The organism is Solilutibacter silvestris (genome assembly GCF_002895945.1).
GTDB classification, from domain to species: Bacteria; Pseudomonadota; Gammaproteobacteria; order Xanthomonadales; family Xanthomonadaceae; genus Solilutibacter; species Solilutibacter silvestris.
Map to the genome: position 1 here is coordinate 112,761 of NZ_NPZB01000001.1, position 25,999 is coordinate 138,759.

The 25,999-nt window shown below is 66.1% G+C and carries 23 protein-coding genes and 1 pseudogene; 16 read left to right on the top strand and 8 right to left on the bottom strand.

All coding sequences use genetic code 11. The features are described from left to right. Positions 1-315: 315 nt before the first annotated feature. The 15 genes and pseudogenes from ilvC to Lysil_RS00630 all read left to right on the top strand — a co-directional run bounded on the left by ilvC (position 316) and on the right by Lysil_RS00630 (position 17,998). Positions 316-1,323, top strand: a complete 1,008-nt coding sequence (gene ilvC / locus Lysil_RS00560) for a ketol-acid reductoisomerase (RefSeq protein WP_103073651.1) — start codon at positions 316-318, stop codon at positions 1,321-1,323. Beyond that, on the top strand, positions 1,323-3,062 hold the full coding sequence (ilvG, locus tag Lysil_RS00565; protein WP_103073652.1) for an acetolactate synthase 2 catalytic subunit: 1,740 nt from the start codon (positions 1,323-1,325) through the stop codon (positions 3,060-3,062). Before ilvC ends, ilvG begins: the two co-directional genes overlap by 1 nt. Continuing rightward, on the top strand, positions 3,046-3,282 hold the full coding sequence (locus Lysil_RS00570) for an ACT domain-containing protein (RefSeq protein ID WP_103073653.1): 237 nt from the start codon (positions 3,046-3,048) through the stop codon (positions 3,280-3,282). Before ilvG ends, Lysil_RS00570 begins: the two co-directional genes overlap by 17 nt. Further along, on the top strand, positions 3,273-4,202 hold the full coding sequence (locus Lysil_RS00575) for an aminotransferase class IV (protein ID WP_103073654.1): 930 nt from the start codon (positions 3,273-3,275) through the stop codon (positions 4,200-4,202). Before Lysil_RS00570 ends, Lysil_RS00575 begins: the two co-directional genes overlap by 10 nt. Positions 4,203-4,229: 27 nt before the next feature. After that, positions 4,230-5,211 (top strand): annotated as a pseudogene (locus tag Lysil_RS00580) (threonine dehydratase); the annotation flags it as partial. Between the two features lie 184 nt (positions 5,212-5,395). Then, positions 5,396-6,964 carry a 2-isopropylmalate synthase gene (locus Lysil_RS00585; protein ID WP_276308133.1) on the top strand — a complete coding sequence of 523 codons (1,569 nt, stop codon included), beginning with the start codon at positions 5,396-5,398 and terminating at the stop codon, positions 6,962-6,964. 40 nt (positions 6,965-7,004) lie between these two features. Beyond that, a complete protein-coding gene (gene leuC, locus Lysil_RS00590; RefSeq protein WP_103074893.1) occupies positions 7,005-8,441 on the top strand; it encodes a 3-isopropylmalate dehydratase large subunit in 1,437 nt (478 codons plus the stop codon). Then, a complete protein-coding gene (leuD, locus tag Lysil_RS00595; protein WP_103074894.1) occupies positions 8,441-9,061 on the top strand; it encodes a 3-isopropylmalate dehydratase small subunit in 621 nt (206 codons plus the stop codon). The genes leuC and leuD overlap by 1 nt, the downstream gene beginning before the upstream one ends. Continuing rightward, complete coding sequence (gene leuB, locus Lysil_RS00600; RefSeq protein WP_103073657.1) at positions 9,051-10,139, top strand: 3-isopropylmalate dehydrogenase; 1,089 nt, start codon at positions 9,051-9,053, stop codon at positions 10,137-10,139. The genes leuD and leuB overlap by 11 nt, the downstream gene beginning before the upstream one ends. A gap of 230 nt (positions 10,140-10,369) precedes the next feature. Next, complete coding sequence (gene thrA, locus Lysil_RS00605) at positions 10,370-12,808, top strand: bifunctional aspartate kinase/homoserine dehydrogenase I (protein ID WP_103073658.1); 2,439 nt, start codon at positions 10,370-10,372, stop codon at positions 12,806-12,808. Beyond that, a complete protein-coding gene (locus tag Lysil_RS00610; protein WP_103073659.1) occupies positions 12,805-13,743 on the top strand; it encodes a homoserine kinase in 939 nt (312 codons plus the stop codon). The genes thrA and Lysil_RS00610 overlap by 4 nt, the downstream gene beginning before the upstream one ends. Next, positions 13,740-15,032: a threonine synthase gene (gene thrC / locus Lysil_RS00615; protein ID WP_103073660.1), complete on the top strand. Its 1,293-nt coding sequence runs from the start codon at positions 13,740-13,742 to the stop codon at positions 15,030-15,032. Before Lysil_RS00610 ends, thrC begins: the two co-directional genes overlap by 4 nt. A gap of 37 nt (positions 15,033-15,069) precedes the next feature. Further along, positions 15,070-15,714: a TetR/AcrR family transcriptional regulator gene (locus tag Lysil_RS00620; protein ID WP_165782328.1), complete on the top strand. Its 645-nt coding sequence runs from the start codon at positions 15,070-15,072 to the stop codon at positions 15,712-15,714. 139 nt (positions 15,715-15,853) lie between these two features. Beyond that, a complete protein-coding gene (locus Lysil_RS00625) occupies positions 15,854-16,498 on the top strand; it encodes a protein-L-isoaspartate O-methyltransferase family protein (protein ID WP_103073662.1) in 645 nt (214 codons plus the stop codon). Between the two features lie 18 nt (positions 16,499-16,516). Then, positions 16,517-17,998, top strand: a complete 1,482-nt coding sequence (locus Lysil_RS00630) for a TolC family outer membrane protein (RefSeq protein ID WP_103073663.1) — start codon at positions 16,517-16,519, stop codon at positions 17,996-17,998. A gap of 39 nt (positions 17,999-18,037) precedes the next feature. Here Lysil_RS00630 and waaA read toward each other — a convergent pair whose 3' ends face one another. Next, positions 18,038-19,333: a lipid IV(A) 3-deoxy-D-manno-octulosonic acid transferase gene (gene waaA / locus Lysil_RS00635; protein WP_103073664.1), complete on the bottom strand. Its 1,296-nt coding sequence runs from the start codon at positions 19,331-19,333 to the stop codon at positions 18,038-18,040. Positions 19,334-19,381: 48 nt separating this feature from the next. On the opposite strand from waaA, the gene lpxL reads away from it, so the two are divergent. Continuing rightward, a complete protein-coding gene (lpxL, locus tag Lysil_RS00640; RefSeq protein ID WP_103073665.1) occupies positions 19,382-20,287 on the top strand; it encodes an LpxL/LpxP family Kdo(2)-lipid IV(A) lauroyl/palmitoleoyl acyltransferase in 906 nt (301 codons plus the stop codon). 356 nt (positions 20,288-20,643) lie between these two features. Here the strand turns inward: lpxL and Lysil_RS00645 are convergent, their stop codons facing one another. Genes Lysil_RS00645 through Lysil_RS00675 form a run of 7 tightly spaced genes read right to left on the bottom strand, consistent with a single transcriptional unit; the run spans position 20,644 to position 25,948 of the window. Beyond that, entirely contained in the window at positions 20,644-21,387 is a 744-nt protein-coding gene (locus Lysil_RS00645; protein WP_103073666.1) for a glycosyltransferase family 2 protein, read from the bottom strand. Further along, positions 21,387-22,700, bottom strand: coding sequence for an O-antigen ligase family protein (locus tag Lysil_RS00650; RefSeq protein WP_103073667.1), 1,314 nt, complete (start codon positions 22,698-22,700; stop codon positions 21,387-21,389). The genes Lysil_RS00645 and Lysil_RS00650 overlap by 1 nt, the downstream gene beginning before the upstream one ends. Continuing rightward, a complete protein-coding gene (locus tag Lysil_RS00655; RefSeq protein WP_103073668.1) occupies positions 22,669-23,793 on the bottom strand; it encodes a glycosyltransferase in 1,125 nt (374 codons plus the stop codon). The genes Lysil_RS00650 and Lysil_RS00655 overlap by 32 nt, the downstream gene beginning before the upstream one ends. Before the next feature lie 4 nt (positions 23,794-23,797). Next, complete coding sequence (locus Lysil_RS00660; protein WP_103073669.1) at positions 23,798-23,998, bottom strand: zinc-finger domain-containing protein; 201 nt, start codon at positions 23,996-23,998, stop codon at positions 23,798-23,800. 51 nt (positions 23,999-24,049) lie between these two features. Beyond that, positions 24,050-24,748, bottom strand: a complete 699-nt coding sequence (locus Lysil_RS00665; protein WP_103073670.1) for a pirin family protein — start codon at positions 24,746-24,748, stop codon at positions 24,050-24,052. A gap of 10 nt (positions 24,749-24,758) precedes the next feature. After that, positions 24,759-25,325, bottom strand: a complete 567-nt coding sequence (locus Lysil_RS00670; RefSeq protein ID WP_103073671.1) for a YceI family protein — start codon at positions 25,323-25,325, stop codon at positions 24,759-24,761. A 26-nt stretch (positions 25,326-25,351) separates the two neighbouring features. Next, positions 25,352-25,948, bottom strand: coding sequence for a malonic semialdehyde reductase (locus Lysil_RS00675; RefSeq protein WP_103073672.1), 597 nt, complete (start codon positions 25,946-25,948; stop codon positions 25,352-25,354). Positions 25,949-25,999: the final 51 nt, after the last annotated feature.

A 25,999-nucleotide genomic window follows, 5' to 3' on the forward strand; every position in this document is an offset into this window, starting at 1 on the left:
TCCATGGTTTCAATTGCAACGATGCCTGATAAGAAATCGGCATAACGCGCCCTGTTGACAAGCACATGCGCGACGTGCTTCTCTCACTGCATGCTGCATTGCCACATGCCCGTTGCCAGCGAAACCACCCCCGCCCTTCCGGCGGTTCTCCTCGTACTCGTCCTTATTACCTCACCCAACGGTGCGGGACGAACAGGCATGTAGGCAGCACATCACGCCAGATTCGAAAACCCCGCATCGCAGGATGCGGGGTTTTTTGCTTCTGGGCCCTCGATTTCAAACGAAACCAACCGCACTCCCAAACGGAACCAAGCCATGACCAACACCAACAAACCGCGCATCGCCATCGTCGGCTACGGCAGCCAGGGCCGCGCGCACGCGCTCAATCTTCGCGATTCCGGCTTCGACGTCACCATTGGCCTGCGACCCGGTGGCCCCACCGAAGTGAAAGCCAAGGCCGACGGTTTCGAAGTGAAGACGCCGGCGGACGCGGTGAAAGACGCCGAAATCGTCGCCGTGCTCACGCCCGACATGGTGCAACCGCAGCTCTACGGCGAAGTGATCGAACCGAATATCGCCAAGGGCGCCTGCCTGCTGTTCGCGCACGGTTTCAACGTGCATTACGGCCAGATCACCCCGCGCGAGGATCTCGACGTGGTGCTGGTCGCGCCGAAGGGCCCGGGCGCGCTGGTGCGTCGCGAATACGAAATCGGCCGCGGCGTGCCGTCGGTGTATGCGGTGCACCAGGACAAGAGCGGCACCGCCGAACAGTTCGCGCTGACCTATTGCGCCGGCATCGGTGGCGCGCGCCAGAACGCGATCAAGACGACGTTCAAGGAAGAAACCGAAACCGATCTGTTCGGCGAACAGGCCGTGTTGTGCGGTGGCGCCACCAAGCTGGTGCAGGCCGGTTGGGAAACGCTGGTCGAAGCCGGCTATCAGCCGGAAGTCGCCTATTACGAATGCCTGCACGAACTGAAGCTGATCGTCGATCTGTTCTACGAAGGCGGCATCACCCGCATGCACGAGTTCATCAGCGAGACCGCGCAGTACGGTGCGCTCACCCGCGGTCCGTATGTGGTGGATGACAACACCCGCGCGCAGATGAAGAAGGTGTTGACGGAAATCCAGGACGGCACCTTTGCGCGCCAGTGGATCGCCGAATACGCCGCCGGCAACGCAAACTACAAGGCGTTGAAGCAGGCCGACCTCGATCACCCGATCGAAGCCGTCGGCAAGAAGCTGCGCGCCAACATGAAGTGGCTGGCGTCGGCACCGGCAACGCCGGCCGCAGCGCCGGAAAAACAGAGCGAGGCGGCCTAATGAACGGTGCCCGCTGGCTGGCGCAAGCCCTGGTCGCGGAAGGTGTGGACACGTTGTTCGGGTATCCCGGCGGCGCGATCATGCCCTTCTACGACGCCCTCCACGGCACACCGGAACTGAAACACGTTCTGGTCCGCCATGAGCAGGGTGCGGCGTTCGCCGCGAACGGGTATGCGCGTGCCAGTGGGCGCGTTGGCGTTTGTGTCGCGACGTCGGGGCCGGGGGCATCCAACCTGGTCACCGGTATCGCCGACGCGATGCTGGATTCGGTGCCGATGGTGGTGATCACCGGGCAAGTGGCGACCACATTGATGGGCACCGATGCCTTCCAGGAACTCGACGTGTTCGGGATGACGTTGCCGATGGTGAAGCACAGCTTCATCGTGCGCCGCGTCGATGACCTGCCGCGGATCGTCGGGGAAGCGTTCCGTCTCGCACTTAGCGGCCGTCCCGGCCCGGTGCTGATCGACCTGCCCAAGGACGTGCAATTGGGTGATGCCACGCAGTTGCCGAAGCATGCGCCGTTGCCGATCGATAGCGAAGAAACGCCGCGCGATGCTTCGTTGCACGAAGCGCTGGCGTTGATCTCGCAGGCCGATCGCCCGGTGCTGTACGGCGGCGGCGGAATCGCGCTGGGCGCTGCGTTGCCGGCGTTCCGCACCTTCGTCGATGCCACGCAGATCCCGACGGTGCTGACGCTGAAGGGACTGGGTGCGCTGCCGACGCAGCATCCGCTCAATCTCGGCATGCTCGGCATGCACGGCAGTCGCGCCGCCAACATGGCGGTGCAGGAATGCGACGTGCTGATCGTGGTCGGTGCGCGTTTCGATGATCGCGCCACCGGCAAGCTCGCCGAATTCGCCCCGAACGCGCGCGTCGTCCACATGGACATCGATGCCTGCGAGATCGGCAAGCTGCGCCATGCCGATGCCGGCGTGCGCGGCGACATCGTCACCACCCTGACCAAACTGACTCTGCCGTGCGCGGCGCAGTTGCACGGACGCCACGGCGCCGCACGACGCGCCTGGCGCGCGCAATGCCAGGAACGCGCGCGCATGCACGCCGCGCGCTACGACGCCCCGGGCGAGACCGTGTACGCGCCGGCGCTGCTGAAACAGTTGTCGGAACTGGCGCCCGATGCGGTGGTCGCCTGCGATGTCGGCCAGCACCAGATGTGGGTGGCGCAGCACTGGCGGCTCGATGATCCGCGCAAGCACCTGACTTCCGGCGCGCTCGGCGCGATGGGTTTCGGCCTGCCGGCGGCCATCGGCGCACAGATGCAGGACATGGATGCGCGCGTGGTCTGCGTCAGCGGCGACGGCTCGTTCCTGATGAACGTGCAGGAATTGGCGACGCTGCGTCGCTACGGCCTGCCGGTGAAGATCGTGCTGCTGGACAACCAGGCGCTGGGCATGGTGCGCCAGTGGCAGGAACTGTTCTTCGACAAGCGCTATTCCGAAATCGACCTGTCCGACAACCCGGATTTCGTCGCGGTCGCGCAGGCCTTCGGCATCGAGGCGATGCACGTTGAACGCGCCGCCGACGTCGACGCCGCATTGCAGGCGCTGCTGGACGCGAAAGGCCCGGCGCTGTTGCACGTCGCCATCGATACCGCCGCCAACGTGTGGCCGCTGGTGCCGCCCAACCGCAACAACGCCGAGATGCTCGATCCGCAACAAGACGATGACGCGATCGCATCGCAGGCCCAACCGGAGAAGTCCCGTGCGCTACCAGCTTGATCTCACCCTGCGGCAAGCCGAAGGTGCACTCGTGCGCGTGCTCGGCACCACCGAACGCCGCGGATTTTCCCCGTTGAGCGTCGATGGCGAAACGCAGTCCGACGGCGATCGCTGGCATCTGCGAATGACGGTGGAAGGCGAACGCGCGCCGGAATCATTGCAACAACAATTGTCGAAACTCTACGACTGCCTGGCCGTGGAGGTGTCGCCATGTCGTTGAACGAAGCGCGGGCCGCGCCGCAAGCGCGTGAAGCCGAACCCGCACCGGCACGCGAAACGCCACAACAGATTTGGTTCGACGGCCGCTTCGTCGACGCCGGCAGCGATCGCGCACCGCTGACCACGCACGCGATGCATTACGGCAGCGGCGTGTTCGAAGGCATCCGCGCCTATGCGACCACCGATGGCGGCAGCGCGGTGTTCCGCCTCCCCGAGCATCTCGAACGCATGCGCAAGGGTTGCGAACTGCTCGGCATTCCCTTTGATGTCGAGGAAGCGACCGCAGCGACGCTGGCCGTCCTCCGCCGCAACGGTCATCGCGATGCCTATGTACGTCCGCTGGCGTGGTGCGGCACTGGCTCGATCGGCCTCGATGTCGCGCCGCTCGACAAACACCTGATGGTCGCGACCTTCCCCACCAATGTGCATCTGTCCGGCGCCAAGGTGAAGCTCGGCACGTCGTCGTGGCGGCGCAATCCCGCCACGTCGCTGCCTCCGCTGAAACTGTGCGGCGCCTACGTCAACTCGATCCTGGCCAAGCACGAAGCCAAGCAACGTGGCTTCAACGAAGCCCTGTTCGTCGATGACCAGGGCCGCGTGGTCGAGTGCACCGGCGCCAACGTCTTCATGGTCCGCGATGGCGGCATCACCGCGGTCGAGCATCGCGATGCGCTGGCCGGCATCACCCGCGACACCGTGATCGCGCTGACCGGCGCCGAATCGCGCGCGGTGCGCCACGACGAACTGCTGGACGCCGACGAAGTCTTCGTGGTCGGCACTGCGGCGGAAGTCACCCCGGTCGACGAATTCGACGATCGCAGCTACGCCGCCAACCACGTCGGGCAGGAAATCGCACAACTGTATTGGCGCGTGGTGCGCGGCGAAGAAGCGCGTTACACCCGCTGGCTGACCCGCGTCTGAGCGATGGACAGCGACGTATCTACCGCACTGCCCGTGACCGCCGCCGATGTGCTGGCGGCGCAGGCGCGGTTGCGTCGCCATCTCGATCCCACGCCGCTGCATTACGCCGAACGCTTCGGTTGCTGGCTGAAGTTGGAGAACCTGCAACGCACCGGCTCGTACAAGGTGCGTGGCGCGATGAACGCGTTGCTGGCCGCGCGCGAACGTGGCGACAACCGCCCGACCATCGCGGCCTCCGCCGGCAACCACGCGCAAGGGTTGGCCTGGGCCGCGTATCGGCTCGGCATGCAGGCGATCACGGTGATGCCGCGCAATGCACCGCAGACCAAGATCGCCGGCGTCGCACATTGGGGCGCAGCCGTGCGCCTGCACGGCGACAGTTACGACGAGGCCAAGGCCTTCGCCGCCGAACTCGCCGCGCAACACGACTATCGCCTGCTGTCCGCCTTCGACGATCCCGACGTGATCGCCGGGCAAGGCACGGTGGGGCTGGAACTGGCGTCACTGATGCCGGACGTGGTGCTGGTGCCGATCGGTGGCGGTGGTCTCGCGGCCGGCGTGGCATTGGCACTGAAGTGCCTGTCCGGGAGCCAAGGCTCCCGGAGGCAAGACGTGAAGATCGTCGGCGCGCAAGTCGAACACGTGGATTCGATGGCGCGCGCGTTGCGCGGTGATGCCGCCATGCGCGAACCCGCGGCCACGCTGGCCGATGGCACGCGCGTGAAGGTCCCCGGCACCTTGACGCAACAGATCCTGCGCGAACTGCTCGACGACGTGGTGATCGTGCGCGAAGCCGAACTGCGCGAAACCCTGGTGCGCCTGGCGCTGGAAGAACACGTGATCGCCGAAGGCGCGGGCGCGCTGGCGCTGGCCGCGGGCCGCCGCATCGCCGGAAAACGCAAATGCGCGGTGGTGTCCGGTGGCAACGTCGATGCCGGCGTACTGGCGCAGTTGCTGTGCGACGTGCGACCGAGTCCGCCGCGCAAGCCGCGACGCCGCGTGCAGGAGCCTCGCCCTTCGGTCCCGGCACCGGTGTTGGATGCACTGACCACGGCCACCCCTCGGCAAGCACGACTTAGACCGGCTGCCGCAACAGCGAGCTCTCATCAAGCTAACGCCGATGCGACAGCCATCCCACGCACCACCGCTTTCCCCTCCGCATTTGCATGCACGCCTACCGAGGAATGCTTGACGTGAACGATTCTTCCCCCAGCGACGTAGCCGCCATCACGCCCGCCAACATCCGCATCTTCGATACCACCCTGCGCGACGGCGAGCAGTCGCCCGGCTTCACCATGAACGCCGAACAGAAGATCCTGTTCGCGCACACGCTGTCCGATCTTGGCGTCGACATCATCGAAGCCGGTTTCCCCAACAGCTCGCCCGCCGATTTCAACGCGGTGCGCACCATCGCCCGCGAGGTGCGCGGCAGCAGCATTGCCGCTCTCGCGCGCTGTCATCCCGCCGACATCGAGGCCTGCGCCAGCGCGTTGCAGCAGGCGGCGTCACCGTGCATCCACACCTTCATCTCCACCAGCCCGCTACATCGCCAGCACAAGCTCGGCATGAGCCGCGAACAGGTGATCGAACACGTCATCATGGGCGTGTCATTGGCACGCAAGCATGTCGACAACGTCGAATTCTCCGCCGAGGATGCCTCGCGCACCGAGCGCGAATTCCTGGTCGAGGTGTTCAACGCTGCGGTCGAAGCCGGAGCGCGCACGCTCAATGTGCCCGATACCGTCGGCTACGGCACGCCCGAGGAAATGCGCGCGCTGTTCGAATACCTGCGCGCCAACGTGAAGGGCGCCGAGAACGTGGTGTTCAGCACGCATTGCCATAACGACCTCGGCCTCGCCGTCGCCAACTCCCTCGCCGCGATCGAAGGTGGCGCGCGCCAGGTCGAATGCACCATCAACGGCATCGGCGAACGCGCCGGCAACGCCGCGCTGGAAGAGCTGGTGATGGCGCTGAAGGTACGTAGCGGCTGGTACAACGCCACCACCCGTATCCAGACGCCACGCCTGCTGTCGGCCTCGCGCCTGCTGTCGCGCATCACCGGCATCCAGGTCCAGCGCAACAAGGCGATAGTCGGCGCCAACGCCTTCGCGCACGAATCCGGCATCCACCAGCACGGCATGTTGAAGAACCGCGACACCTACGAAATCATGCATCCGCAGGATGTCGGCTGGGAGGAATCGCAGCTGGTGCTGGGTCGTCACAGCGGTCGCGCCGCCGTCGCCGATCGCCTGCGCAAGCTCGGTTACGTGCTGGATGATGCCGAACTCGACCGCCTGATCGCCGAAGCGAAATCGCTGACGCAGACCCAGCACGCGATCAGCGACCGCGACCTGCAACGACTGGTCGAAGGCGAACAGTTCGGCCCCGGCTGGCGCATTTCCGCGTTGAGCCTGACCGATTACGGCAAGCGCACCCGCGCCCACGTCGACCTCTCCGATCCCGACAATCGCCATGTCATCCACAGCGCCGAAGGCGACGGCCCGGTCGCGGCATTGTTCGCCACACTGGCGCAAGCCACCGGTGTCGAATTCGTGCTGGAAAGCTACGAAGTGCACAGCATGGGTGTCGGCGCGGATGCACGCGGCGAAGCCAACCTGAGCGTGCGCATCGACGACGAACCGATGGTTGGCCAAGGCACCAGCCGCGACGTGCTGGAAGCGAGCGCGATCGCCTGGCTCGACATCGCCAATCGCGTATTGCGTGGACGCACGGCGATGCCGCGTGTCGCCGCCAGCGCATGACTTCCGATTTCCATTCCTCCCCTATCGAATGAATACCTCCATGCCCCGGACACTGCTCGACAAATTGTGGGATGCGCACCTGGTCTCGCCAAAAAACGATGACCAGAGCGATGGCGCGCCCGCCACGCTCTACATCGATCTGCACCTGATCCATGAAGTCACTTCGCCGCAGGCGTTTTCCGAACTCGACGCGCGCGGACTGAAACTGCATCGCCCGGAACGCACCAAGGCGACGCTCGATCATTCCACGCCGACGCTCCCCGCCAACGCAGACGGCCAGCTCCCCTACATCAGCGACGCCGCGCGCACGCAGGTGCAGACCCTGCGCGAGAACTGCAGGCGTTTCGGCGTCGAGCTGTTCGATTTCGACAGCGCGCACCGCGGCATCGTCCACGTGATCGGCCCCGAACTTGGCCTGACGCAACCGGGCATGACGATCGTCTGCGGCGACAGCCACACCGCCACCCACGGTGCATTCGGCGCGCTGGCCTTCGGCATCGGCACCAGCGAAGTCGGCCACGTCATGGCGACGCAATGCCTGCTGCAACGCAAGCCGAAGACGCTGGCGATCACCATCGACGGCGAGCTCGCGCCCGGTGTCAGCGCGAAAGACCTGATCCTGCACGTGATCGGCGTGATCGGCGTCAACGGCGGCACCGGCCACGTGATCGAATACCGCGGCGACGCCATCCGCGCGCTTTCGATGGACGAACGCATGACCGTCTGCAACATGTCGATCGAAGCCGGCGCCCGCGCGGGACTGATCGCGCCGGACGACACTACGTTCGAGTTCCTGCGCGGATTGCCGCGCGTGCCGCAAGGCGAGAATTTCGACGCCGCCGTCGCGCAATGGCGCACGTTCCACAGCGATAACGGCGCGACGTTCGATCGTGAAGTCCGCATCGATGCCGGCGACATCCGCCCGACCATCACCTGGGGCACGCACCCGGGACAGGTCGTCGCGCTCGACGCCCACGTTCCGACCGATGCCGACGACGACAGCGACAAGGCGCGTCGTTACATGGGCTGGGAAGCCGGCGCTGCGGTGAGCGGCCGCGCGGTGGACGTGGTGTTCATCGGCAGTTGCACCAACTCGCGCTTGAGCGATCTGCGCGCAGCAGCCGATGTGTTGCGCGGCCGCCACGTGCATCCGCGCGTACGCATGCTGGTGGTGCCGGGATCGGAACAGGTGAAGAAGGATGCCGAAGCCGAAGGCATTGATGTGATCGTCCGCGCTGCCGGCGGCGAATGGCGCGAGCCCGGTTGCTCGATGTGCATCGCGATGAACGGCGATCTCGTTGGTCCGGGGCAACTCGCCGTGTCCACCAGCAACCGCAATTTCGAGGGACGGCAGGGCAAGGGCGCACGCACCGTGCTGGCATCGCCGGCGACCGCAGCCGCCTGCGCCATCACCGGCGAAATCACCGATCCGCGCGCGTTCTTCAACAACAATGCCCTGACCATGGAGGCCGCATGATGGCCGCGTTCACCACTCTTGTCTCGCGCACCGTCGTGCTGCGCCAGCGCAACATCGACACCGACCAGATCATTCCTGCGCGCTTCCTCACCACCACCGAACGCAAGGGGCTGGGCAAGCACGCCTTCAACGACTGGCGCGCGCTACCCGATGGTTCGCCAGATCCAGCGTTTCCGTTCAACCAGTTCGCCAATGCCAGCGCACGCATCCTCGTCGCCGGCCGCAACTTCGGCTGCGGCTCCTCGCGCGAACACGCGCCGTGGGCGCTCACCGATCTCGGCCTGCGCGCGGTGATCAGCAGCGAGATCGCCGACATCTTCCGTAGCAATGCACTGAAGAATGGGCTGTTGCCGATCGTGCTGGACGACGCGGTGGTCGATGAACTGCTCGACAACCCCGGCATCGAACTCGCCATCGATGTCGCCGCGCGCAGCGTCACCCTGCCCGATGGCCGCAACTTCACCTTCCCGCTCGACACCTTCGCGCAAACCTGCCTGCTCGAAGGCGTGGACCAGCTCGGTTATCTGCTGAAGCAACTGCCTGCGATCGAACGTTTCGAGGCCGCACGCGATTCCAATCCACAACGCCATGCAACCTTGGAGGCCGCCCATGCGCGCTGACATCCTGGTCCTGCCCGGTGACGGCATCGGTCCGGAAGTGACCGCCGCTGCGGTCACCGTCCTGCGCACGATTGCCGAACGTCGCGGTCATGAATTCACCTTCACCGAACGCCTGATCGGTGGCGCCGCGATCGACGCCACCGGCGAACCGCTGCCCGCCGACACGCTCGCTGCCGCGAAGAAAGCCGATGCGGTGTTGCTCGGTGCCGTCGGTGGCCCGAAGTGGTCCGATCCGCAGGCGAAAGTGCGCCCGGAACAGGGATTGCTCGCCATCCGCAAGGCGCTCGGCCTGTTCGCCAACCTGCGTCCGGTGCAACCGCATCCCGTCGCGTTCTCGGCATCGCCGATCAAGCCGCACCTGCTGCAAGGCGTCGACCTGATCGTGGTGCGCGAACTCACCGGTGGCATCTACTTCGGCGAGAAAACCCGCACGGCCGACAGCGCCAGCGACCTGTGCACCTACAGCGTCGGCGAAATCGAGCGCGTGATCCGTCACGCCTGTCACCTCGCCATGACGCGCAGCCGCCGCGTCACTTCGGTCGACAAGGCCAACGTGCTGGAAACCTCGCGACTGTGGCGCGAAGTGGCGAGCCGTATCGTCCGCGATGAATTCCCCGAAATCGAACTCGAGAATCAACTGGTCGATTCGATGGCGATGCATCTGCTGGCGCGACCGCGCGAGTACGACGTCATCGTCACCGAGAACATGTTCGGTGACATCCTCACCGATGAAGCGTCGATGCTCGCCGGTTCGCTCGGCCTGCTGCCCTCGGCATCGCTGGGCGAAGGTCGCGTTGGACTGTACGAGCCGATCCACGGTTCCGCACCCGACATCGCCGGCAAGGGCATCGCCAATCCCTATGCGGCCATCCTCAGCGTGGCGCTGCTGTTGCGGCATTCGCTGGGGCTGGACGACGAAGCGAACTGCATCGAGCAGGCGGTGGCGTCGGCGCTTGCTGCCGGAAATCTCACCGCCGATCTTGCAGGTGGAACGTCGGCGATCGGTACGCAAGCCGCAACGCGCGCGGTGATCGATCATTTCCCGCTGCCCTGCCAGGTCGCGGAACTGCGTGATTGATGGCGCGGCGGTTTCATCCGAGATTTCATTTGACACCGCACAATCCACCCGTTATCACTGATCCCATGCACGCGATGTTCGCCATGACGATTACCACCACCCGCACGACCACCGATACCCGGTGGCGGATGCGGTTGGGCGTCGTGGACTGAACATCCATCACCCTCCCGCATCCGGTCCGGATGCGGGGCGACCCGATCCGATCGCTGCGGGCTCATCAGGAGTTCCGCATGTCCCTGTACGCGCACAAATTCGGCGGCAGCAGCGTGGCGAATGCCGCACGCCTCCGCGAAGTCGCGTCATTGCTGCAGCGGTCGGACGAACCACGCATCGCGGTGGTGTCGGCGATGCAGGGCGTCACCGACGCGCTGACCACGCTGGCCACCGCCGCGCTCGACACCAAACCGTGGCGCGGCGACTGGACCAGGTTGCGCGAACAACATCTGCGCGTGGCGCGCGAACTCGCTGTCGATGACGCCGTGCAGGCGTGGCTGGAGCGCGAATTCCAGGCGCTGCATGAAACCTTGTCCGCGCCTTCGCCGCGACCGGAATGGCTGGCGACGGTGCAGGGATTGGGCGAAGTGTGGTCATCGCGACTGCTGCAGGCGGCGTTGGGCGATGAAGCCGCCGATTGGGCGCGACTCGATGCCCGCGAGGTACTCGTCGTGCATCCCGGCGAACTCGGTGTCGGCGTCGATTGGGACGCGAGTCGCCGCCAACTCGCGGCATGGCGCCAGGCGCATCGCGAGTCTAACGTGGTGATCACCGGCTTCGTCGCCCGTGATGGCGACGGCGCGATCACCACGCTCGGCCGCAACGGCAGCGATTATTCGTCGGCTATTTTCGCGGTGTTGTTCGATGCCGCGGAACTCACCATCTGGACCGATGTCGATGGCGTGCTCAGTGCCGATCCACGGCTGGTGCCCGACGCGGTGTGCCTGGAATCGATGTCCTACGCCGAAGCCTGCGAACTCGCCTATTTCGGCGCCAAGGTGCTGCATCCGCAGACGATGGCGCCGGCGATGCAGGCGGGCTTGCCGATCCGTATCCGCAACACGCTCAATCCCGCTGCACCCGGCACGCGCATCACGGAAACCTCGGAGCCTGCAGCCTCGCCGGTGAAAGGGCTGACGCTGGTGCCCGACATGGCCGTGCTCGAACTCGCCGGTGCGGGACTGATCGGCGTGCCCGGCACCGCCGAACGCATGTTCGCCGCGCTGCATGCCGAAGGCGTGTCGGTGACGATGATTTCCCAGGGATCGTCCGAACATTCGATCTGCTGCGTGCTGCGCGCCGATCAGGCCGAACGTGCACGCACCGCGGTACGTGTCGCGTTCCGGGACGCCATCAGCAACGGGCAGGCCGAAGGCGTGCGCGTCACCACCGGCATCGCCGTGCTTGCCGCAGTCGGCGACGGCATGGTCGGCACGCCGGGCGTGTCGGCGCGATTGTTCGCGGGCTTGGCGCAGGCGCGGGTGAACATCCGCGCGATCGCGCAGGGCGCCAGCGAACGCAACATCTCGGTCGCCATCGCCGCGGAAGACGCCACGCGTGGTTTGCGCGCCGCGCATTCGGCGTTCTGGTTGTCGCCGCAAACGCTATCCGTGGGCGTCATCGGCCCGGGCAATGTCGGACGCGCGCTGCTGGCGCAACTCGCCGAAGCGTCATCGCGTTACAACGGTGCGGATCGCGCCGGTCTCGACCTGCGTTTGCGCGCGGTCGCCAACAGCAGCCGCATGCAACTCGCATCCCGCGCACTCGATCCCGTCGATGCCACCGCATTGCTGGAGGATGGCGAGATGCTCGACCTCGATCGCTTCGCCGCGCATGTTCGCGCCAGCCATCTGCCTCACGCGATGATCGTCGATTGCAGCGGCAGCGACACCGTCGCCGCGCATTACGCCGACTGGCTCGCCGCCGGCATCCATGTCGTCACACCCAACAAGCACGCCGGCAGCGGGCCGCTCGAGCGCTGGCATGCGATCCGCGCAGCCACGCGTCACGGCGGCCATTTCCGTTACGAAGCGACGGTCGGTGCCGGATTGCCGGTGATCCAGACCTTGCGCAGCCAGCTCGATACCGGCGACACCCTCACCGAAATCGATGGCGTGCTGTCCGGCACGCTGGCGTGGCTGTTCAACAAGTTCGACGGCAGCGTGTCGTTCTCGCAGTTGGTGGCGGAAGCGCGCGCACTCGGCTACACCGAGCCCGATCCGCGCGACGATCTCTCCGGGATCGATGTTGCGCGCAAGCTGGTGATCCTCGCGCGCGAAGCGGGTCGCGAATTGTCATTGGAGGATGTCGTGATCGAAAGCCTGGTTCCAGCGTCCCTGAAAGATGTCGATCGCGGCACCTTCCTCTCACGTCTGCACGAACTCGATGCGCCGATGCAGGCACGGCTCGATGCGGCAAAACGCGAAGGTCGCAGCCTGCGCTACCTCGCGCAACTCGACCGCGATGGCCGCGCCCGCGTCGGCCTGGTTGCGCCCGAAGACGGCCACGCCAGCCTGCATGGCCGCCTCACCGACAACCTGATCCAGTTCCACACCCGTCGTTACGCCGACAACCCGCTGGTGGTGCAAGGTCCCGGCGCCGGACCCGAGGTGACGGCCGCCGGCGTGTTCGGCGATATCCTCGCCATTGCACAAGCCTTGGGAGCGCGTCCGTGACGCCAGCCACGCACCACGCCAGCGCCTTCGCGCCCGCCAGCATCGGCAACATCGGTGTCGGCTTCGACCTGCTCGGCCACACCATCGAAGGCCCGGGTGATCGCGCGCAGGTCACGCGCATCGACGAACCCGTCGTGCGTATCGCCGCGATCGAAGGTGATGTCGATGGCGTGTCATCACTGCCGCTCGAAGCGGAAAAGAACACCGCCGGCCGCGCCTTGATCGAGCTGCGCGAACGCCACGGCATCGCCCATGGTTTCGAACTGCGACTGCACAAGGGCATCGCACTCGGATCGGGTCTCGGCGGATCGGCGGCGTCGTGCGTGGCAGCACTGGTCGCGGCGAACGCGGTGATCGATCAACCGCTGTCGCGCAACGCGCTGTATCCGCTGGCCTTGCTCGGCGAAGCGATCGCCAGCGGCAGCATCCACGGCGACAACGTCGCACCGATGCTGTTCGGCGGCGTGGTGCTGGCGACACCGACGCGCGCGATCCAGCTCTCCGCGCCGGAGTTGTTCTGTGCCGCCGTGCACCCGCATTTCGTGCTGGAAACGCGACTGGCGCGCGCGGCACTGTCGGCACCCTACGCCATCGGCGAATTCGTCAAGCAGAGCGAGCATCTCGCGCTGTTCCTCACCGGCCTCGCGCGCGGTGATCGCGCCTTGATCGCGGAAGGTTTGAACGATGTGCTGGTGGAACCGCGGCGTGCGGCATTGATCCCCGGTTTTGCCGAAGTGAAAGCGGCGGCACTCGCGCATGGCGCGCTGGGTGCGAGCATTTCCGGCGCCGGACCGACCGTGTTCGGCTGGTTCGGCTCTCACGCACAGGCATCGGTGGCCGCGCAGGCGATGCAGGCCGCGTTCGCACGCGTCGGACTCGACAGCGATGCGCTGCTTTCACCGATCAATGGCCCGCGTGCCGAACTCGTCGCATGAAGTTCGTCAGCACGCGCGGCGGCGTCGCGCCGACATCGCTGGACGTCGCGCTCGCTGCCGGCCTCGCGCCTGATGGCGGCTTGTACGTGCCGGAACGCATCCCGCAGCTCGCGCTCGATCACGCCGGTGCCACGCTCGCGGACACCGCAGCTTTGGTCCTCGCACCGTGGTTCGAGGAATCCCACCTACGGTCCCGACTGCCGCGACTGTGCGCCGACGCCTTCGATTTCCCGGCGCCGCTGCGCGCGCTGTCATCGCCCAACGATCACCTGCTCGAACTGTTCCACGGCCCCACCGCCGCCTTCAAGGATTACGCCGCGCGCTTCCTCGCCGGCTGTCTGTCGGGCCTGCGCGCTCCGGCAGCGTCCGCGCCAACAACAATTCTCGTTGCCACTTCCGGCGATACCGGCGCCGCCGTCGGCGCGGCCTTCCATCGCCGCGATGGCTTCAATGTCACCATCCTCTATCCCGATGGCCGCGTCTCGCCGCGACAGGCACACGGCCTCGGCTGTTTCGGCGACAACGTCCGCGCCTACCGCATCGACGGCAGCTTCGACGATTGCCAACGCATGGTGAAGCACGCGCTCGGCGATACGGATTTGCGCGCACGCGTCGCCCTCGGTTCCGCCAACAGCATCAGCCTCGGCCGCCTGCTGCCGCAGACCGCGTACTACGCCCACACCGCGCTGGAATTCCGCGATCGCCACGACGCCCCGCTCAATTTCGTCATTCCCACCGGCAACCTCGGCAACGCGCTGGCCTGCTGGCTGGCCAAGCGCATGGGCCTGCCGATCGGCGATATCGTCTTGGCCAGCAATGCCAACGACGTGCTGCCGCGCTATTTCAGTGGTGACGAGTACGCCCCGCGCGCGACCATCGCCACGCTCGCCAACGCGATGGACGTCGGCGCACCGAGCAATTTCGAACGCCTGCGCTGGTGGCATCGCGACGATGTCGAATTGCGTGCGGCGATGCGCGCCTCCAGTGTCGATGACGCCGCCATCAGCGACACCATCCGTCACGCGTCTGCACGCCATGGCGTGGTGCCCTGCCCGCACACCGCCACCGCATTGAAGGTGTTGGAGGAGTTGCGCGCCACCGGCGACCGGCGTCACTGGGCCGCTGTCGCCACCGCCCATCCGGCCAAGTTCGACACCATCGTCGAGCCCTTGATCGGCCATGCCATCGAACCGCCGCCTGCCCTGGCCGCCTGGCTGGCGCGACCGGCGACCTCCGCCCCGCTCGCCAACGCCGACGATGCCCTCGGGACGGTGCTGTCGGGTGGGTGACGCGAGCGCCCTGGTCCACCCGAGTAAGATTGAATCCATGGAAGACGCGCCCGTACGGTCTGCAGGCCGCCACAAGGATCCCGCCAAGCGCGAGGCGATCCTGACCGCGGCCAAGGCGCTGTTCCTCGACCGCGGCTTCGCCCAAGCCAACATGCAGGAATTGGCCGATCGCGCCGGCGTCTCCAAACTCACCCTTTACAGCCATTTCGGCGACAAGACCGCGCTGTTCGTGGCCGCCATCCGCGACCACTACGACCATCATCTGCCCGCCTCGCTCTTCAAGGAGTGGGACGATGGCGACCTCCGCGGCAGCCTGCTCACCTTTGCCCGCACCTACCACGCCTACCTGCTGCTGCCGGCCTCGATCTCCGGGCGACGCCTGCTGCGCGCACCCGGCGTCCCCGCCGAGCTCAGCCTGGAAGTGTGGAACGCCGGACCAGTGCGGATCGATGCGTTTCTCACCCGCAGTCTGGCCCGGCTCGGCGCTCGTGGCCTGCTGCACATCGAAGACCCACCGCTCGCTGCCATCCATCTGCTCTCGATGATCCGTGGCGACCTGTTCGCCCAGCTGGGCTACGGCGTGCAGCGCCATGTTCCCGGTACGGAGACCGAGGCCTACCTGGCCAGCGCCGTCGATCTGTTCCTGCGTGGATATGCCGGCGCGCGCATTCCCCCTGAATGATCGCCCCTGCCTGCCGGAAGTTTGGTGACTTCCGGCACTTAGGGGAACCGACGATGGCTGTGATGCTGCAACCGTCATCCAAGACCCCTTCAGGGCGTTGACGCTAAACTTGTCGTCCCTACGCCGCAGACCGCCCAGCATGTCGATCGATTACGCCAAAACCCGGGAAACCATGGTCGAACAACAGGTTCGCCCGTGGGAAGTGCTCGACCCGCGCGTGCTCGACACCCTGCTGACCGTCCCGCGTGAACAGTTCGTGCCCGAAGCCGTGCGCGCCCTGGCCTATACCGACATGGAACTGCCGCTGGGCAACGGCGAATCGATGCTGAAGCCGGTGGTCGAAGGCCGCGCCCTGCAGGCGTTGCTGCCACAGGCCAACGAATCGGTGCTGGAAATCGGCACTGGCAGCGGCTATCTCAGCGCCTGCCTCGCCAAGCTGGCGCGCGAAGTGACGAGTCTGGAGATCGATCCGGCGCTGGCCGATCGCGCCCGTGCCGCACTGGCCGCGCAGGGCATCACCAATGCCACCGTCGAGACCGTCGATGCCTATGCCTGGACCAGCAGTCATCGCTTTGACGTGATTTGTGTCACTGGTGCCGTTGCCGCCATCCCCGCACACTTCCGCGACTGGTTGGCACCCGGCGGCCGCATGTTCATCGTCCACGGCGACGCGCCGGCGATGCAGGCTGTCCGCATTCATGCCGATGGTCGCGTCGACTCGCTGTTCGAGACCGACCTGCACTACTTGAAAGGCGGGGCAGCTCTGCCTCGCTTCACCCTTTGATCGTTTCGAGAGACGCCCATGCATCGCCGCTCCCTCAGCCTCGCCCTCGCTCTTGCCTTGGCGCCCCTGGCCGCCCATAGCGAGGACTTGCTGCAGACCTACCGCATCGCCCGCACCGCCGACCCACAGCTGCAGGCCGCCGAAGCCGGCATGCGCTCGTCCAAGGAAGGTGCCGTCCAGGCGCGCTCCTACCTGCTGCCGCAGGTCAACGGTTCGGCTTCGGGCAGCGCCAGCCGCACATCGTCGCCCGGTGGCGGTTACTACAACGATCCGATCACCGGTGCGCCGATCAAACTCGGGGGCAGCACCACCACGGCACGCAGCGCGAATGTCGGCGTGAGTGCCACCCAGTGGTTGTTCAATCGCGGAGCGATCAACAGCTTCCAGGCCGCCAAGGCCCAAGGCAAGTCCGGCGAATACCAGTACGAAGCCGCCAGCGACGCCCTGATCACCCGCACTTCGCAGACCTATTTCAATGCATTGGTGGCGATGGAAACGCTGGCTGCCGCCGAAGCTTCGGAAACGGCGCTGAAGAAGCAGTTCGATTTCGCCAGCAAGCGCCTCGAAGTCGGCCTCGCACCGATTACCGACGTCCACGAAGCGCGTGCCCAGTACGATGCCGCGCGCGCCAACACCATCGTCCAGCGCAACGTGCTGGAAGACAGCTATCAGGCATTGGCCGAAATCACCGGCAAGCAGATCCGTTCGCTGATGGCATTGCCGGATGATTTCCGCCCGTCGATCCCGCCGGAAGGCGACGTCGATGCCTGGGTCAAGCGCGCCGTCGACACCAACCCGGCATTGCAGGCACAGCGCTACGCCGTGCAGGCCGCCGAAGACAACATCTCCGTCAACCGCGCCGGCTATCTGCCGACCCTCAGCGCCAACGGCAGCTTCGGTGCCAGCCGTAGCTGGTCGAACAACTCCTTCTCCGGCAGCAACAACGCCACTGGCTGGAGCCACGGCCCCAGCGTCGGCCTGACCTTGAGCGTGCCGATCTTCAACGGTGGCCGCACCTCGTCGCAGGTGCGACAGGCGCTCGCCGAGCGCGATGGTGCGCAGGACCAGTACGAACAGCAGCGCCGTTCGGTGGAACGCACCACCCGCAACGCCTACCAGTCACTGGTTGCTGGCGTCAGCGCGGTGGAAGCGCGTCGTCTCGCGCTGGTCGCCGCGCAGAGCGCCTACGACGCCTCGCAGGTCGGACTGGAAGTCGGCACACGCACCGTGATCGACGTGCTGATCAACGAACAGAACCTGTTCAATGCGCGCCAGGCCTATTCGCAGGCCAAATACAGCTTCCTGCAATCGCAGCTGGCGCTGAAGCAGGCCGCGGGTACGCTCGACGTTGCCGACGTGGAAACGGTGAATCGCCTGCTCACGGTGCCGGCAGGCCAAGTGCCGACGGTCAAGGATTCCGCAGCGGCGACGCCGGATGCGCAGTCCGACACCAGCAGGCCGGCCACGAGCAAGAAGTCCAAGCGCAAGTCGCGCCACTGAGGTGACTCATCAGAGCCTGTTTGCCTTCCGCAAGCAGGTTCAATCCGGCAGGCTGTCGACGATCGCCTGCCACGTGCGCTCCAGCGCACCGCGACCATCGACCACCAGCGCGCGCCCGGCCTCGCCCATCTGCACGCGCATATCGTCCGCTCCCAGCAATTCCACCAGTCGTTCGCCCAGCATCTCCGGTCCGTCGACGATCTTCATCGCGCCGGCTGTCGAGAGCTGCCGCGCGATATCGGTGAAATTGTGCAGATGCGGTCCACTGAGGATCGGCACGCCGACCGCTGCCGGTTCCAGCAGGTTGTGCCCACCGATCGGTTGCAGGCTGCCACCGACGAAGGCGGCATCGGCGCAGGCGTAGAAGCGCCCGAGTTCGCCCAGCGTATCGACCACGAACACCGCATCGTCTTGCGCCGGCCATGGGTGGTACGCACGCGAATGGGTGCGGAAACCGAAACTGCGCGCCTGTTCGTATGCCGCCTTGAAGCGCTCGGGGTGGCGCGGCGCCCACAACATCAGCGCATCGGGATAGGCCAGCCGCAACGCGCGGTGCGCCGCAAGCACTGCGGTTTCCTCGTCGGGATGGGTGCTGGCGGCGATCCACACCGGACGCGCGCCGGCCTGTGCGCGGAACGCGGCGACAAAGCCGTCGAGGCCACCCAGTTCGGCGACATCGTATTTGAGGTTGCCGGTTTCCACCGTCGCTTCGGCACGCGCACCAAGCCGCAGGTAGCGCTTGGCATCGGCGTGCCCCTGCGCGCACACGCGGCGCACCGTGCGCAAGGCGCGACGGATCAGCGGCGCCAGCACCTGGTAACCGCGCAACGAGCGTTCCGACAGGCGCGCATTGACGATTGACACCGGAATGCCGGCATCGTGGCAGGCGAACAGCAGGTTTGGCCACAACTCGGTTTCCATCAGCAGCGCACACGCCGGACGGAACTGCGCGAGGAAGCGCCGCATCGCGCCGGGCAGGTCGTAGGGCAGATAGACGTGGCGCACGCGATCGCCCCACAGCGCCCGCACGCGCTCGGAACCGGTCGGGGTGATGGTGGTGATGACCAGCGGCACCTGCGGCCGCCGATCCAGCAGGGCATCGACCAGCGGCGCGGCCGCGCTCACCTCTCCCACCGACACGGCATGCAGCCAGATGGTGGAACGCCCTTCCGGCGCAGCCCCGGGGTAATAGCCGTAGCGTTCGCTCCAGCGCTGGAAATAGCCACGCTGGCGGAACCCGCGCCAGACGAGGTGATAAATGGTGATGGGGAGCAGGAGGTAGAGCACCGCCGAGTAAGCGCTGCGCAACATCCGCTCGACGGCATCGGATCGCATGGCGACAAGTCTAGGGCCTTCGGCGTCATCGTTGGCTAGACTTCACCCATGGTTGCTCCAACATCTCCCCGATTCCATCTGAAGGACCTTCCGGCCCAGCTCGGCGTTGCCTGCCTGCGCGGTCTCGCGCGCTTGCCGTGGGGACTGCAGCGCGCGGTCGGTCGCGGGCTTGGCTGGCTGTTGATGTGGCTGCTGCCCGCGCGCCGCCGCGCCGCCCGTACCAATATCGAATTGTGTTTTCCGGAACTGGATGAGCAGGCCCGTGCCACGTTGCTGCGCGAAAGTTTCCGCGACCTCGGCATCGGCGTGTTCGAATTCGCGCGAGCATGGTGGGGCAATGTCGATGCGATGCGCGCCACCGTCACCATCGAGGGCGTGGAGAAGTTGCGAGCGTTGCAGGCGCAGGGGCGCGGCATCCTGCTGGTCTCCGGCCACTTCATGACACTGGAACTGTGCGGACGATTGATGTGCGATCACGTGCCGCTGGCGGGGATGTATCGCCGCTATCGCAGCCCGGCAATGGAGGATGCGGTGATGCAGGGGCGCCTTCGTTACGCCAGCGCGATGTATCCCAATGACGATATCCGCGGCGCGATCCGTCACCTGAAGAAAGGCGGCGTGCTGTGGTACGCGCCCGACCAGGACATGCGCGGCAAGGACACCGTGTATGCGCCGTTCTTCGGCATCCCGGCATCGACCATCAACGCGACACATCAACTCGCGCGCTTGACTGGCTGCGCGGTGGTGCCGTTCTTCCATCGGCGCGTCGGCGATCGTTACGTGTTGCGCGTCGGCGATCCGCTCGATCCCTTCCCCAGCGACGACACCGTGACGGATGCGACTGCAGTGAACGCGGCGATCGAGGCGATGGTGCGTGAAGCGCCGACGCAATATCTGTGGATCCATCGCCGCTTCAAGCGCCAGCCGGACGGGGCGTCGTTGTACGCGCGCTAGGAGCATCGCACGCGCTGGCTGGCGTGGGCGGCAGACCCAATGCACGGGACGCCGTGAATCCGTCCATGGAGGCTCGACTCGGCATCCATGCCTCGTATGCCCGCGCATCGGGCAGACCGCCCACTTGCCGCGCGCGTGTTGTTGCTTCATCGAAGCGACGAAACGCTACTCGCCCGGCAGCGCCTGCGCGGTGTGTCCCTATGGCCGACCATTCCGCCGCATGGATGCGGCGGCTGAGCCTCCATGGACGGATTTACGGCGTGCCGGCAATAGGGACACCCAAGCGGGCGCACGCCGGGCGCGAGAAAGCAGATCCCTCACTGCGTTCGGGATGACAGCGCTCAGCCAGTGCGTGCTTAGCGCCGCTGCGCTTCCATCACCTTGGCGTATTTCAGGAATGCATAGAACGCCTGCGTGCGCGCCGCGAAGAAGCCGGCCCAGCCATTGAGGAAATAGCGCTTGCCGACATACAACTTGAGGAACGCCAGCGATGGATACACCAGCAGGCGCAGTCCGATGAATGACTTGCGTTTGCCGCGCGTGTGTTCGAGCAGGCCGCTGGAATAGCGATTGATCTTCTCGACGCGGGTGGCGAGATCGGGTTCGCCGTAATGGCGGAACAGTACCGGCAGATCGATCACGCGACCGCGTACTTCGGGTGCCGCATGCACCGGCACCGCGTTCATTCCACCCATCGATTTGCGGAACAGCCGCAACTGGCGATTGCCGCGTGTACAACGATGGGGCCAGCGCCAGAACAACCACTCCTGTCGCTCGAGGCGATAGCCATCGGCGCGTGGCGCTTCCAGTTCACGAACGATTCCCTGCGCAGCACCGTCATCGAGGAACTCGTCGGCATCCAGCAGCAGGATCCAGTCGTGGCTGGCGAGATCGATCGCCGCCTGTTTCTGCGGACCGTAACCGGCGAATGGTTGCGCATGGATGCGGGCATTGCGTGCCTGCGCGATTTCCAGCGTGGCGTCATCCGATCCGGAATCGAGCACGACGATCTCGTCGCAGAACGCCAGGCTGTCGAGGCAGCGCGCCAGCGTGGCGGCGTTATTGAACGTGGTGACGACGCCGGACAGCGGCGCGTGCATCAGCCGCCTGTCTCGCGCGACAGCAGGCTGCCGGCGTAGAGCGCGGCCAGCAGCAAGGTGATGCCGCCCCAGAACGCGGAATACACCGCGAGATGCGTATTGAGTGGAAACAGGGTGACGACCAGCGCCAACATCGCCGGCCGCGCGCGGGCGCGATCATCGGGCGAGGCGAAGCGCCAGGCGCGCCAGCCCAATGCCGCACCGGCGATCCACAGCAGCAGGCCGATCAGACCGGTTTCGCTGAGGATTTCCAGGATCAACTGGTGCGCGTGCAGCGCCGGGCCATCGCCCCAGGCCGCGCGCACGCCGGGCTGCGGATCGCAGGCCGGGAACGATTCGCGGAAATCGCGGGTGCCGACGCCGTTGATCGGATGCTGGCGGATCATGCACACCGCTGCGCCCCAGATGCGCAGGCGTCCGGCCGAAGCTTCGTCGACATCATTGTGGTCGCCGGCCATCGCCATGCGCGTGCGTTCGATGCGTTCATGCACCTGTGGCACGGTGAAGGTGGCGACGATCAACACCAGGGCGCCGGTCGCGAACACGCCAAGCAGGCGCTTCCATCCCAGCACCGTCCATCCCGACACCAGCAGCACAAGGGCGTAGCTGATCCACGACGCGCGCGATCCCGCCAGCACGATCACCACGCCCACCAGCAATGCGATCGCCAACCAGCCGATCTGTCCCCACAAACGTTTAGCACCATAGAGCGCGAACGGCGACAGGCTGGCGAGGACGATGCCGAGCTTGGGATTGCATGGACCCAGCGGCCCGGTCAGGCGATCGGCACTGGCGACCGGACACATCGGGCGATGCTGGATCGCCTGCTTGATTCCATCCAGCGCCGCGAACCACGGGCTATGCCCGGTCAGCGCCTGGATCAAGGCATCGATGCTCCACAACCCGACGATCACGCCGAGACCGCCGAAGGTGATGCGACGCGAACGCGCCGTGGCGACCGCGATCGCGGCCAGCCACAGGAATGGCAGATAACGCAGGCCGAACAGGCTCTTCTCGATCGCCTGCGCCGGATTGACCGCATCGATGCTGGAGATGAGCTCCGGCAACCAGTAGGCGAAGAACAGCGCGGTGGTGAGCGCCCACGCCGGCGAACTGAGCAGGCGCGAGGTGCCGCGGAACCGCGCCCACGCCAGCAGGCCGATCGTGGTCAGCGCGCCCAGCGACAGGATCGCTTCGGCGATGCCGGTGGCCGGCAGCATCACGACATAGGCCAGCACCCATGCCGGCGCCCAGCGCCAGCCCGTAGGCTCGGCGTGATGTTCAGCGTGATCGTGCGAGTTCGTCGTAGACATCGAGGGTCGCGTCTTGCATGGCCGACAGAGTGTACGGAATCCATTGCGGCGGTGCGGGCGGATGATGGAGAAACACCTGCGCACGTTCGGCCAATGCGGCGCGATCCGCCAATGCCACGCGGCCTTCGGGCTGCAATGCCGCCAGCACTTCGCCGACGCCGCCATGGTCCCAGCCGATCACCGGCACGCCGACGGCCAGCGCCTCGACCACGGTGCGTCCGAACGATTCCGGCTTGCGCGACAGTTGCAGCACCAGATCACTGGCGCGATAAGCCTCGACCATGGCGTGGGTCGGTTCGCTGATGGCGAGTGCATCGAATATGCCGAGCGCCCGCGCTTCGTCTTCCAGTTCGGCGATGTAGCGTGCGCGATCCGGCACCCGCGCACCTGGCATCCACAGTCGCGCATCGATCCCGCCGCTGCGCAGGTCGGCGAGCAGGCGCAGGGCATCGACGTGGCCTTTCAGGCGCGTGCCGCGGCCCGGCAGCAGCAGCAACGGGCCATCGCCAGCCAACGCCGGCCATGCCGCCGCGAGTCGCGCGCGCGCAGCACGATCGACGCCATCGCGGCGCGGATATGCCTGCGGGTCGATGCCGCGCGGAATCACCCGCAAACGCGCCGGATCGGTGCGCGGATAGTGTTGCAGCACATAATCGCGCACGGTCTCCGATACGCAGATCACCCGTTCGCCGCGCGTCATGATCGCGCTGTAACGCGACGGCGAATTCAAGCCATGCACGGTGGTGACGAAACGCGGCGCCGCATCCTTGTCCATTCCGCGCAATGCCAGCCACGCGATCCACGCCGGCAAGCGCGAACGGGCGTGGACGATGTCGACGCGTTCCTCGCGCAACAGTCGTCGCAATGCGCGCGCATGGCGCAACGTCAGCAACGATTTGCGGCCGATATCGAGCGTGACGTGGCGCGCGCCCGCCGCTTCCAGCGCGGGCTGCAGGCGCCCGCCGGCAGACACCACCAGCGCGCGATCACCAGCGCGCACCAATGCCTCGGCGATTTCCAGCGTGGAACGCTCGACGCCGCCGGCATCCAGCGCCGGCAGCAGTTGCAACACGGTCAGCGGCCTTGCGGCCATGCGGTCAATCGACCAGGACGTAGATTTCGCCGCAGTAGGGGCACTCGGCGCGGCCACCTTCGGCTTCGATCGCCAGGTACACGCGCGGATGCGAATTCCACAGGCTCATCGACGGCAGCGGGCACGACAACGGCAGATCGGCGCGGCGAACCTCATGGACACGCGGTTCGCGCGGCACGAAAGCGGATTGGGCGGCGTCGTTCATGGCAGGCATCGCAGCGGAAGATGGACAGTTTACCGCGAGACGCGGCCGCGCCTACATCGGCACGTCGAAGCCCAGGACTTCACAGGCGCCGACTGCCTGCAACGAGGCATCGGCGAGCGGCCCCACCAGACCAATGCCATCGCCCGCCGCGAGTTCATGGCCGGCGATGCGCACCGCACCATCCAGCACCTGCAGCCACAGGCCACGCCCGGCGGCCACCTCCAGCGGCTGCGACGCGCCCTCTTGCAAGCGGATCGCGCGGATGCGCGCGTCCTGGCGGATCGCGATGCCATCGCCGCCGACCAGGTCCTGCCAGCGTCCTTCCCGCAGGGCGGGATCGAAAGCTTCCTGCGCGTAGGCCGGTGCGGCGTTCACCTGATCGGGCTGGATCCACACCTGCAGGAAATGCACCGGCGCATCGGGCGAGGCGTTGAACTCGCTGTGCTCGATGCCGTGGCCGGCGCTCATCCACTGCACGTCGCCCGCGCGGATCACGCCTTGCGTCCCCGTGCTGTCGCGATGCGCCAGCGCACCTTCCAGCACGATGCTGATGATTTCCATGTTGGCGTGGCGATGCGGCGGGAATCCGGCGCCCGCCGCAACGCGATCGTCGTTGATCACGCGCAGCGCGCCGAATCCCATCCACGCCGGATCGTGGTGCTGACCGAACGAGAACGTGTGGCGACTGTCGAGCCAGTCGATCCGGGTGCGCGGACGCTGGTCGGCGCGACGCAACAGGACCGCGCTCATCGGATCAAGCTCACTTGTCGCCGTGCGCCTCGGTGGTGATGCGCAGTTCGATCTCGTCGCTGATCATCGGCACGTACTTGGAAATACCGAAGGCCGAACGCGAAATCGTGGTGCTGGCATCGAAGCCGATCGCCGGCACCTTCATCATTTCCTGGATGCCGACCTTGTTGAGCTTGGCCTTCAGCGTGACCGGCTTGGTGACGCCATGCAGGGTGAGATTGCCCATCACCTTCAGGTGGCCGTCCTTCAACATCACCTTGGTGCTCTTGAAGGTGGCGGTCGGGTACTTCTGGGCATCGAAGAAATCGGCGCTCTTCAGGTGATCGTTGAGTTCGGGCACGAAGCTCTGCACCTGATCGATCGGGATGATCACTTCGACAGAAGCCTTCTCCGGCGATTTTTCGTCATAACGGATGGTGCCGGTGGCGCCGGTGAAATTGGCGGTCGGGTTGGAATAACCGGCATGGTTCCAGCTCGCCAGCACCATGGTGTGGCCGGGATCGATCTTGTAATCGGCGGCGTTGACGGAACCGGCGGCAGCCAGCAGGGACAGCAATGCGATCGGGAGCAGTTTCATGCGGTGATCTCCGGGGGAAAGTGGGTTCATTCGATGCGGCAGGCTTCGTCGAACGACAGCCGTGGCGAGCGCGGGAAGATGGAAGACGGATCGCCCTTGCCGAGGTTGACCAGGAAGTTGGATTTCCATTGCGTGCCGGCGAAGAATTCGGCATCGACCTTGGCGTTGTCGAAGCCCGACATCGGCCCGCAATCCAGCCCGAGCGAGCGCGCCGCCAGCATCAGGTAGGCACCCTGCAGCGAACTGTTGCGCATGGCGGGGATGAAGCGCTTTTCCATCACCGGGCCTTCGAACCACGCGCGGGCATCGACATGCGGGAACAGCAGCGGCAGCTTGTGGTGGAAGTCGAGATCGTAGGCGACGATCACCGTCACCGGCGCGGCGATGGTCTTGTCGCGGTTGCCGGCGTCGAGCGTGGGTGCGAGCCGCGCCTTGGCCTCGGCGCTGCGCACGAAGACGAAACGCGCGGGCGTGCTGTTGGCGGCGGTCGGCCCGAGCTTGAGCAGATCGTAGAGACGATGCAGGGTGTCGTCGTCGACTTCACCGCTGAAACTGTTGTAGGTCCGTGCCTGCACGAACAGCTGGTCGAGGGCGGCGGCATCCAGCGAGTGGAACTGCGACATGGGTCGATCCCGGCGAAACGAGCAGTGTATTGTCTGGGCGATGAATGCGCA

Excerpts from the sequence above, each read along its gene's own strand:
- Lysil_RS00620 (WP_165782328.1), top strand. The coding sequence starts at position 15,070 with ATGGAAGACGCGCCCGTACGGTCTGCAGGCCGCCACAAGGATCCCGCC.
- ilvG (WP_103073652.1), top strand. The coding sequence starts at position 1,323 with ATGAACGGTGCCCGCTGGCTGGCGCAAGCCCTGGTCGCGGAAGGTGTG.
- leuB (WP_103073657.1), top strand. The coding sequence starts at position 9,051 with ATGCGCGCTGACATCCTGGTCCTGCCCGGTGACGGCATCGGTCCGGAA.
- leuD (WP_103074894.1), top strand. The coding sequence starts at position 8,441 with ATGGCCGCGTTCACCACTCTTGTCTCGCGCACCGTCGTGCTGCGCCAG.
- Lysil_RS00655 (WP_103073668.1), bottom strand. The coding sequence starts at position 23,793 with ATGGCCGCAAGGCCGCTGACCGTGTTGCAACTGCTGCCGGCGCTGGAT.
- waaA (WP_103073664.1), bottom strand. The coding sequence starts at position 19,333 with ATGCGATCCGATGCCGTCGAGCGGATGTTGCGCAGCGCTTACTCGGCG.
- Lysil_RS00630 (WP_103073663.1), top strand. The coding sequence starts at position 16,517 with ATGCATCGCCGCTCCCTCAGCCTCGCCCTCGCTCTTGCCTTGGCGCCC.
- Lysil_RS00625 (WP_103073662.1), top strand. The coding sequence starts at position 15,854 with ATGTCGATCGATTACGCCAAAACCCGGGAAACCATGGTCGAACAACAG.
- thrA (WP_103073658.1), top strand. The coding sequence starts at position 10,370 with ATGTCCCTGTACGCGCACAAATTCGGCGGCAGCAGCGTGGCGAATGCC.
- ilvC (WP_103073651.1), top strand. The coding sequence starts at position 316 with ATGACCAACACCAACAAACCGCGCATCGCCATCGTCGGCTACGGCAGC.
- lpxL (WP_103073665.1), top strand. The coding sequence starts at position 19,382 with ATGGTTGCTCCAACATCTCCCCGATTCCATCTGAAGGACCTTCCGGCC.
- Lysil_RS00660 (WP_103073669.1), bottom strand. The coding sequence starts at position 23,998 with ATGAACGACGCCGCCCAATCCGCTTTCGTGCCGCGCGAACCGCGTGTC.
- Lysil_RS00650 (WP_103073667.1), bottom strand. The coding sequence starts at position 22,700 with ATGTCTACGACGAACTCGCACGATCACGCTGAACATCACGCCGAGCCT.
- Lysil_RS00675 (WP_103073672.1), bottom strand. The coding sequence starts at position 25,948 with ATGTCGCAGTTCCACTCGCTGGATGCCGCCGCCCTCGACCAGCTGTTC.
- leuC (WP_103074893.1), top strand. The coding sequence starts at position 7,005 with ATGCCCCGGACACTGCTCGACAAATTGTGGGATGCGCACCTGGTCTCG.
- thrC (WP_103073660.1), top strand. The coding sequence starts at position 13,740 with ATGAAGTTCGTCAGCACGCGCGGCGGCGTCGCGCCGACATCGCTGGAC.
- Lysil_RS00645 (WP_103073666.1), bottom strand. The coding sequence starts at position 21,387 with ATGCACGCGCCGCTGTCCGGCGTCGTCACCACGTTCAATAACGCCGCC.
- Lysil_RS00670 (WP_103073671.1), bottom strand. The coding sequence starts at position 25,325 with ATGAAACTGCTCCCGATCGCATTGCTGTCCCTGCTGGCTGCCGCCGGT.
- Lysil_RS00665 (WP_103073670.1), bottom strand. The coding sequence starts at position 24,748 with ATGAGCGCGGTCCTGTTGCGTCGCGCCGACCAGCGTCCGCGCACCCGG.
- Lysil_RS00575 (WP_103073654.1), top strand. The coding sequence starts at position 3,273 with ATGTCGTTGAACGAAGCGCGGGCCGCGCCGCAAGCGCGTGAAGCCGAA.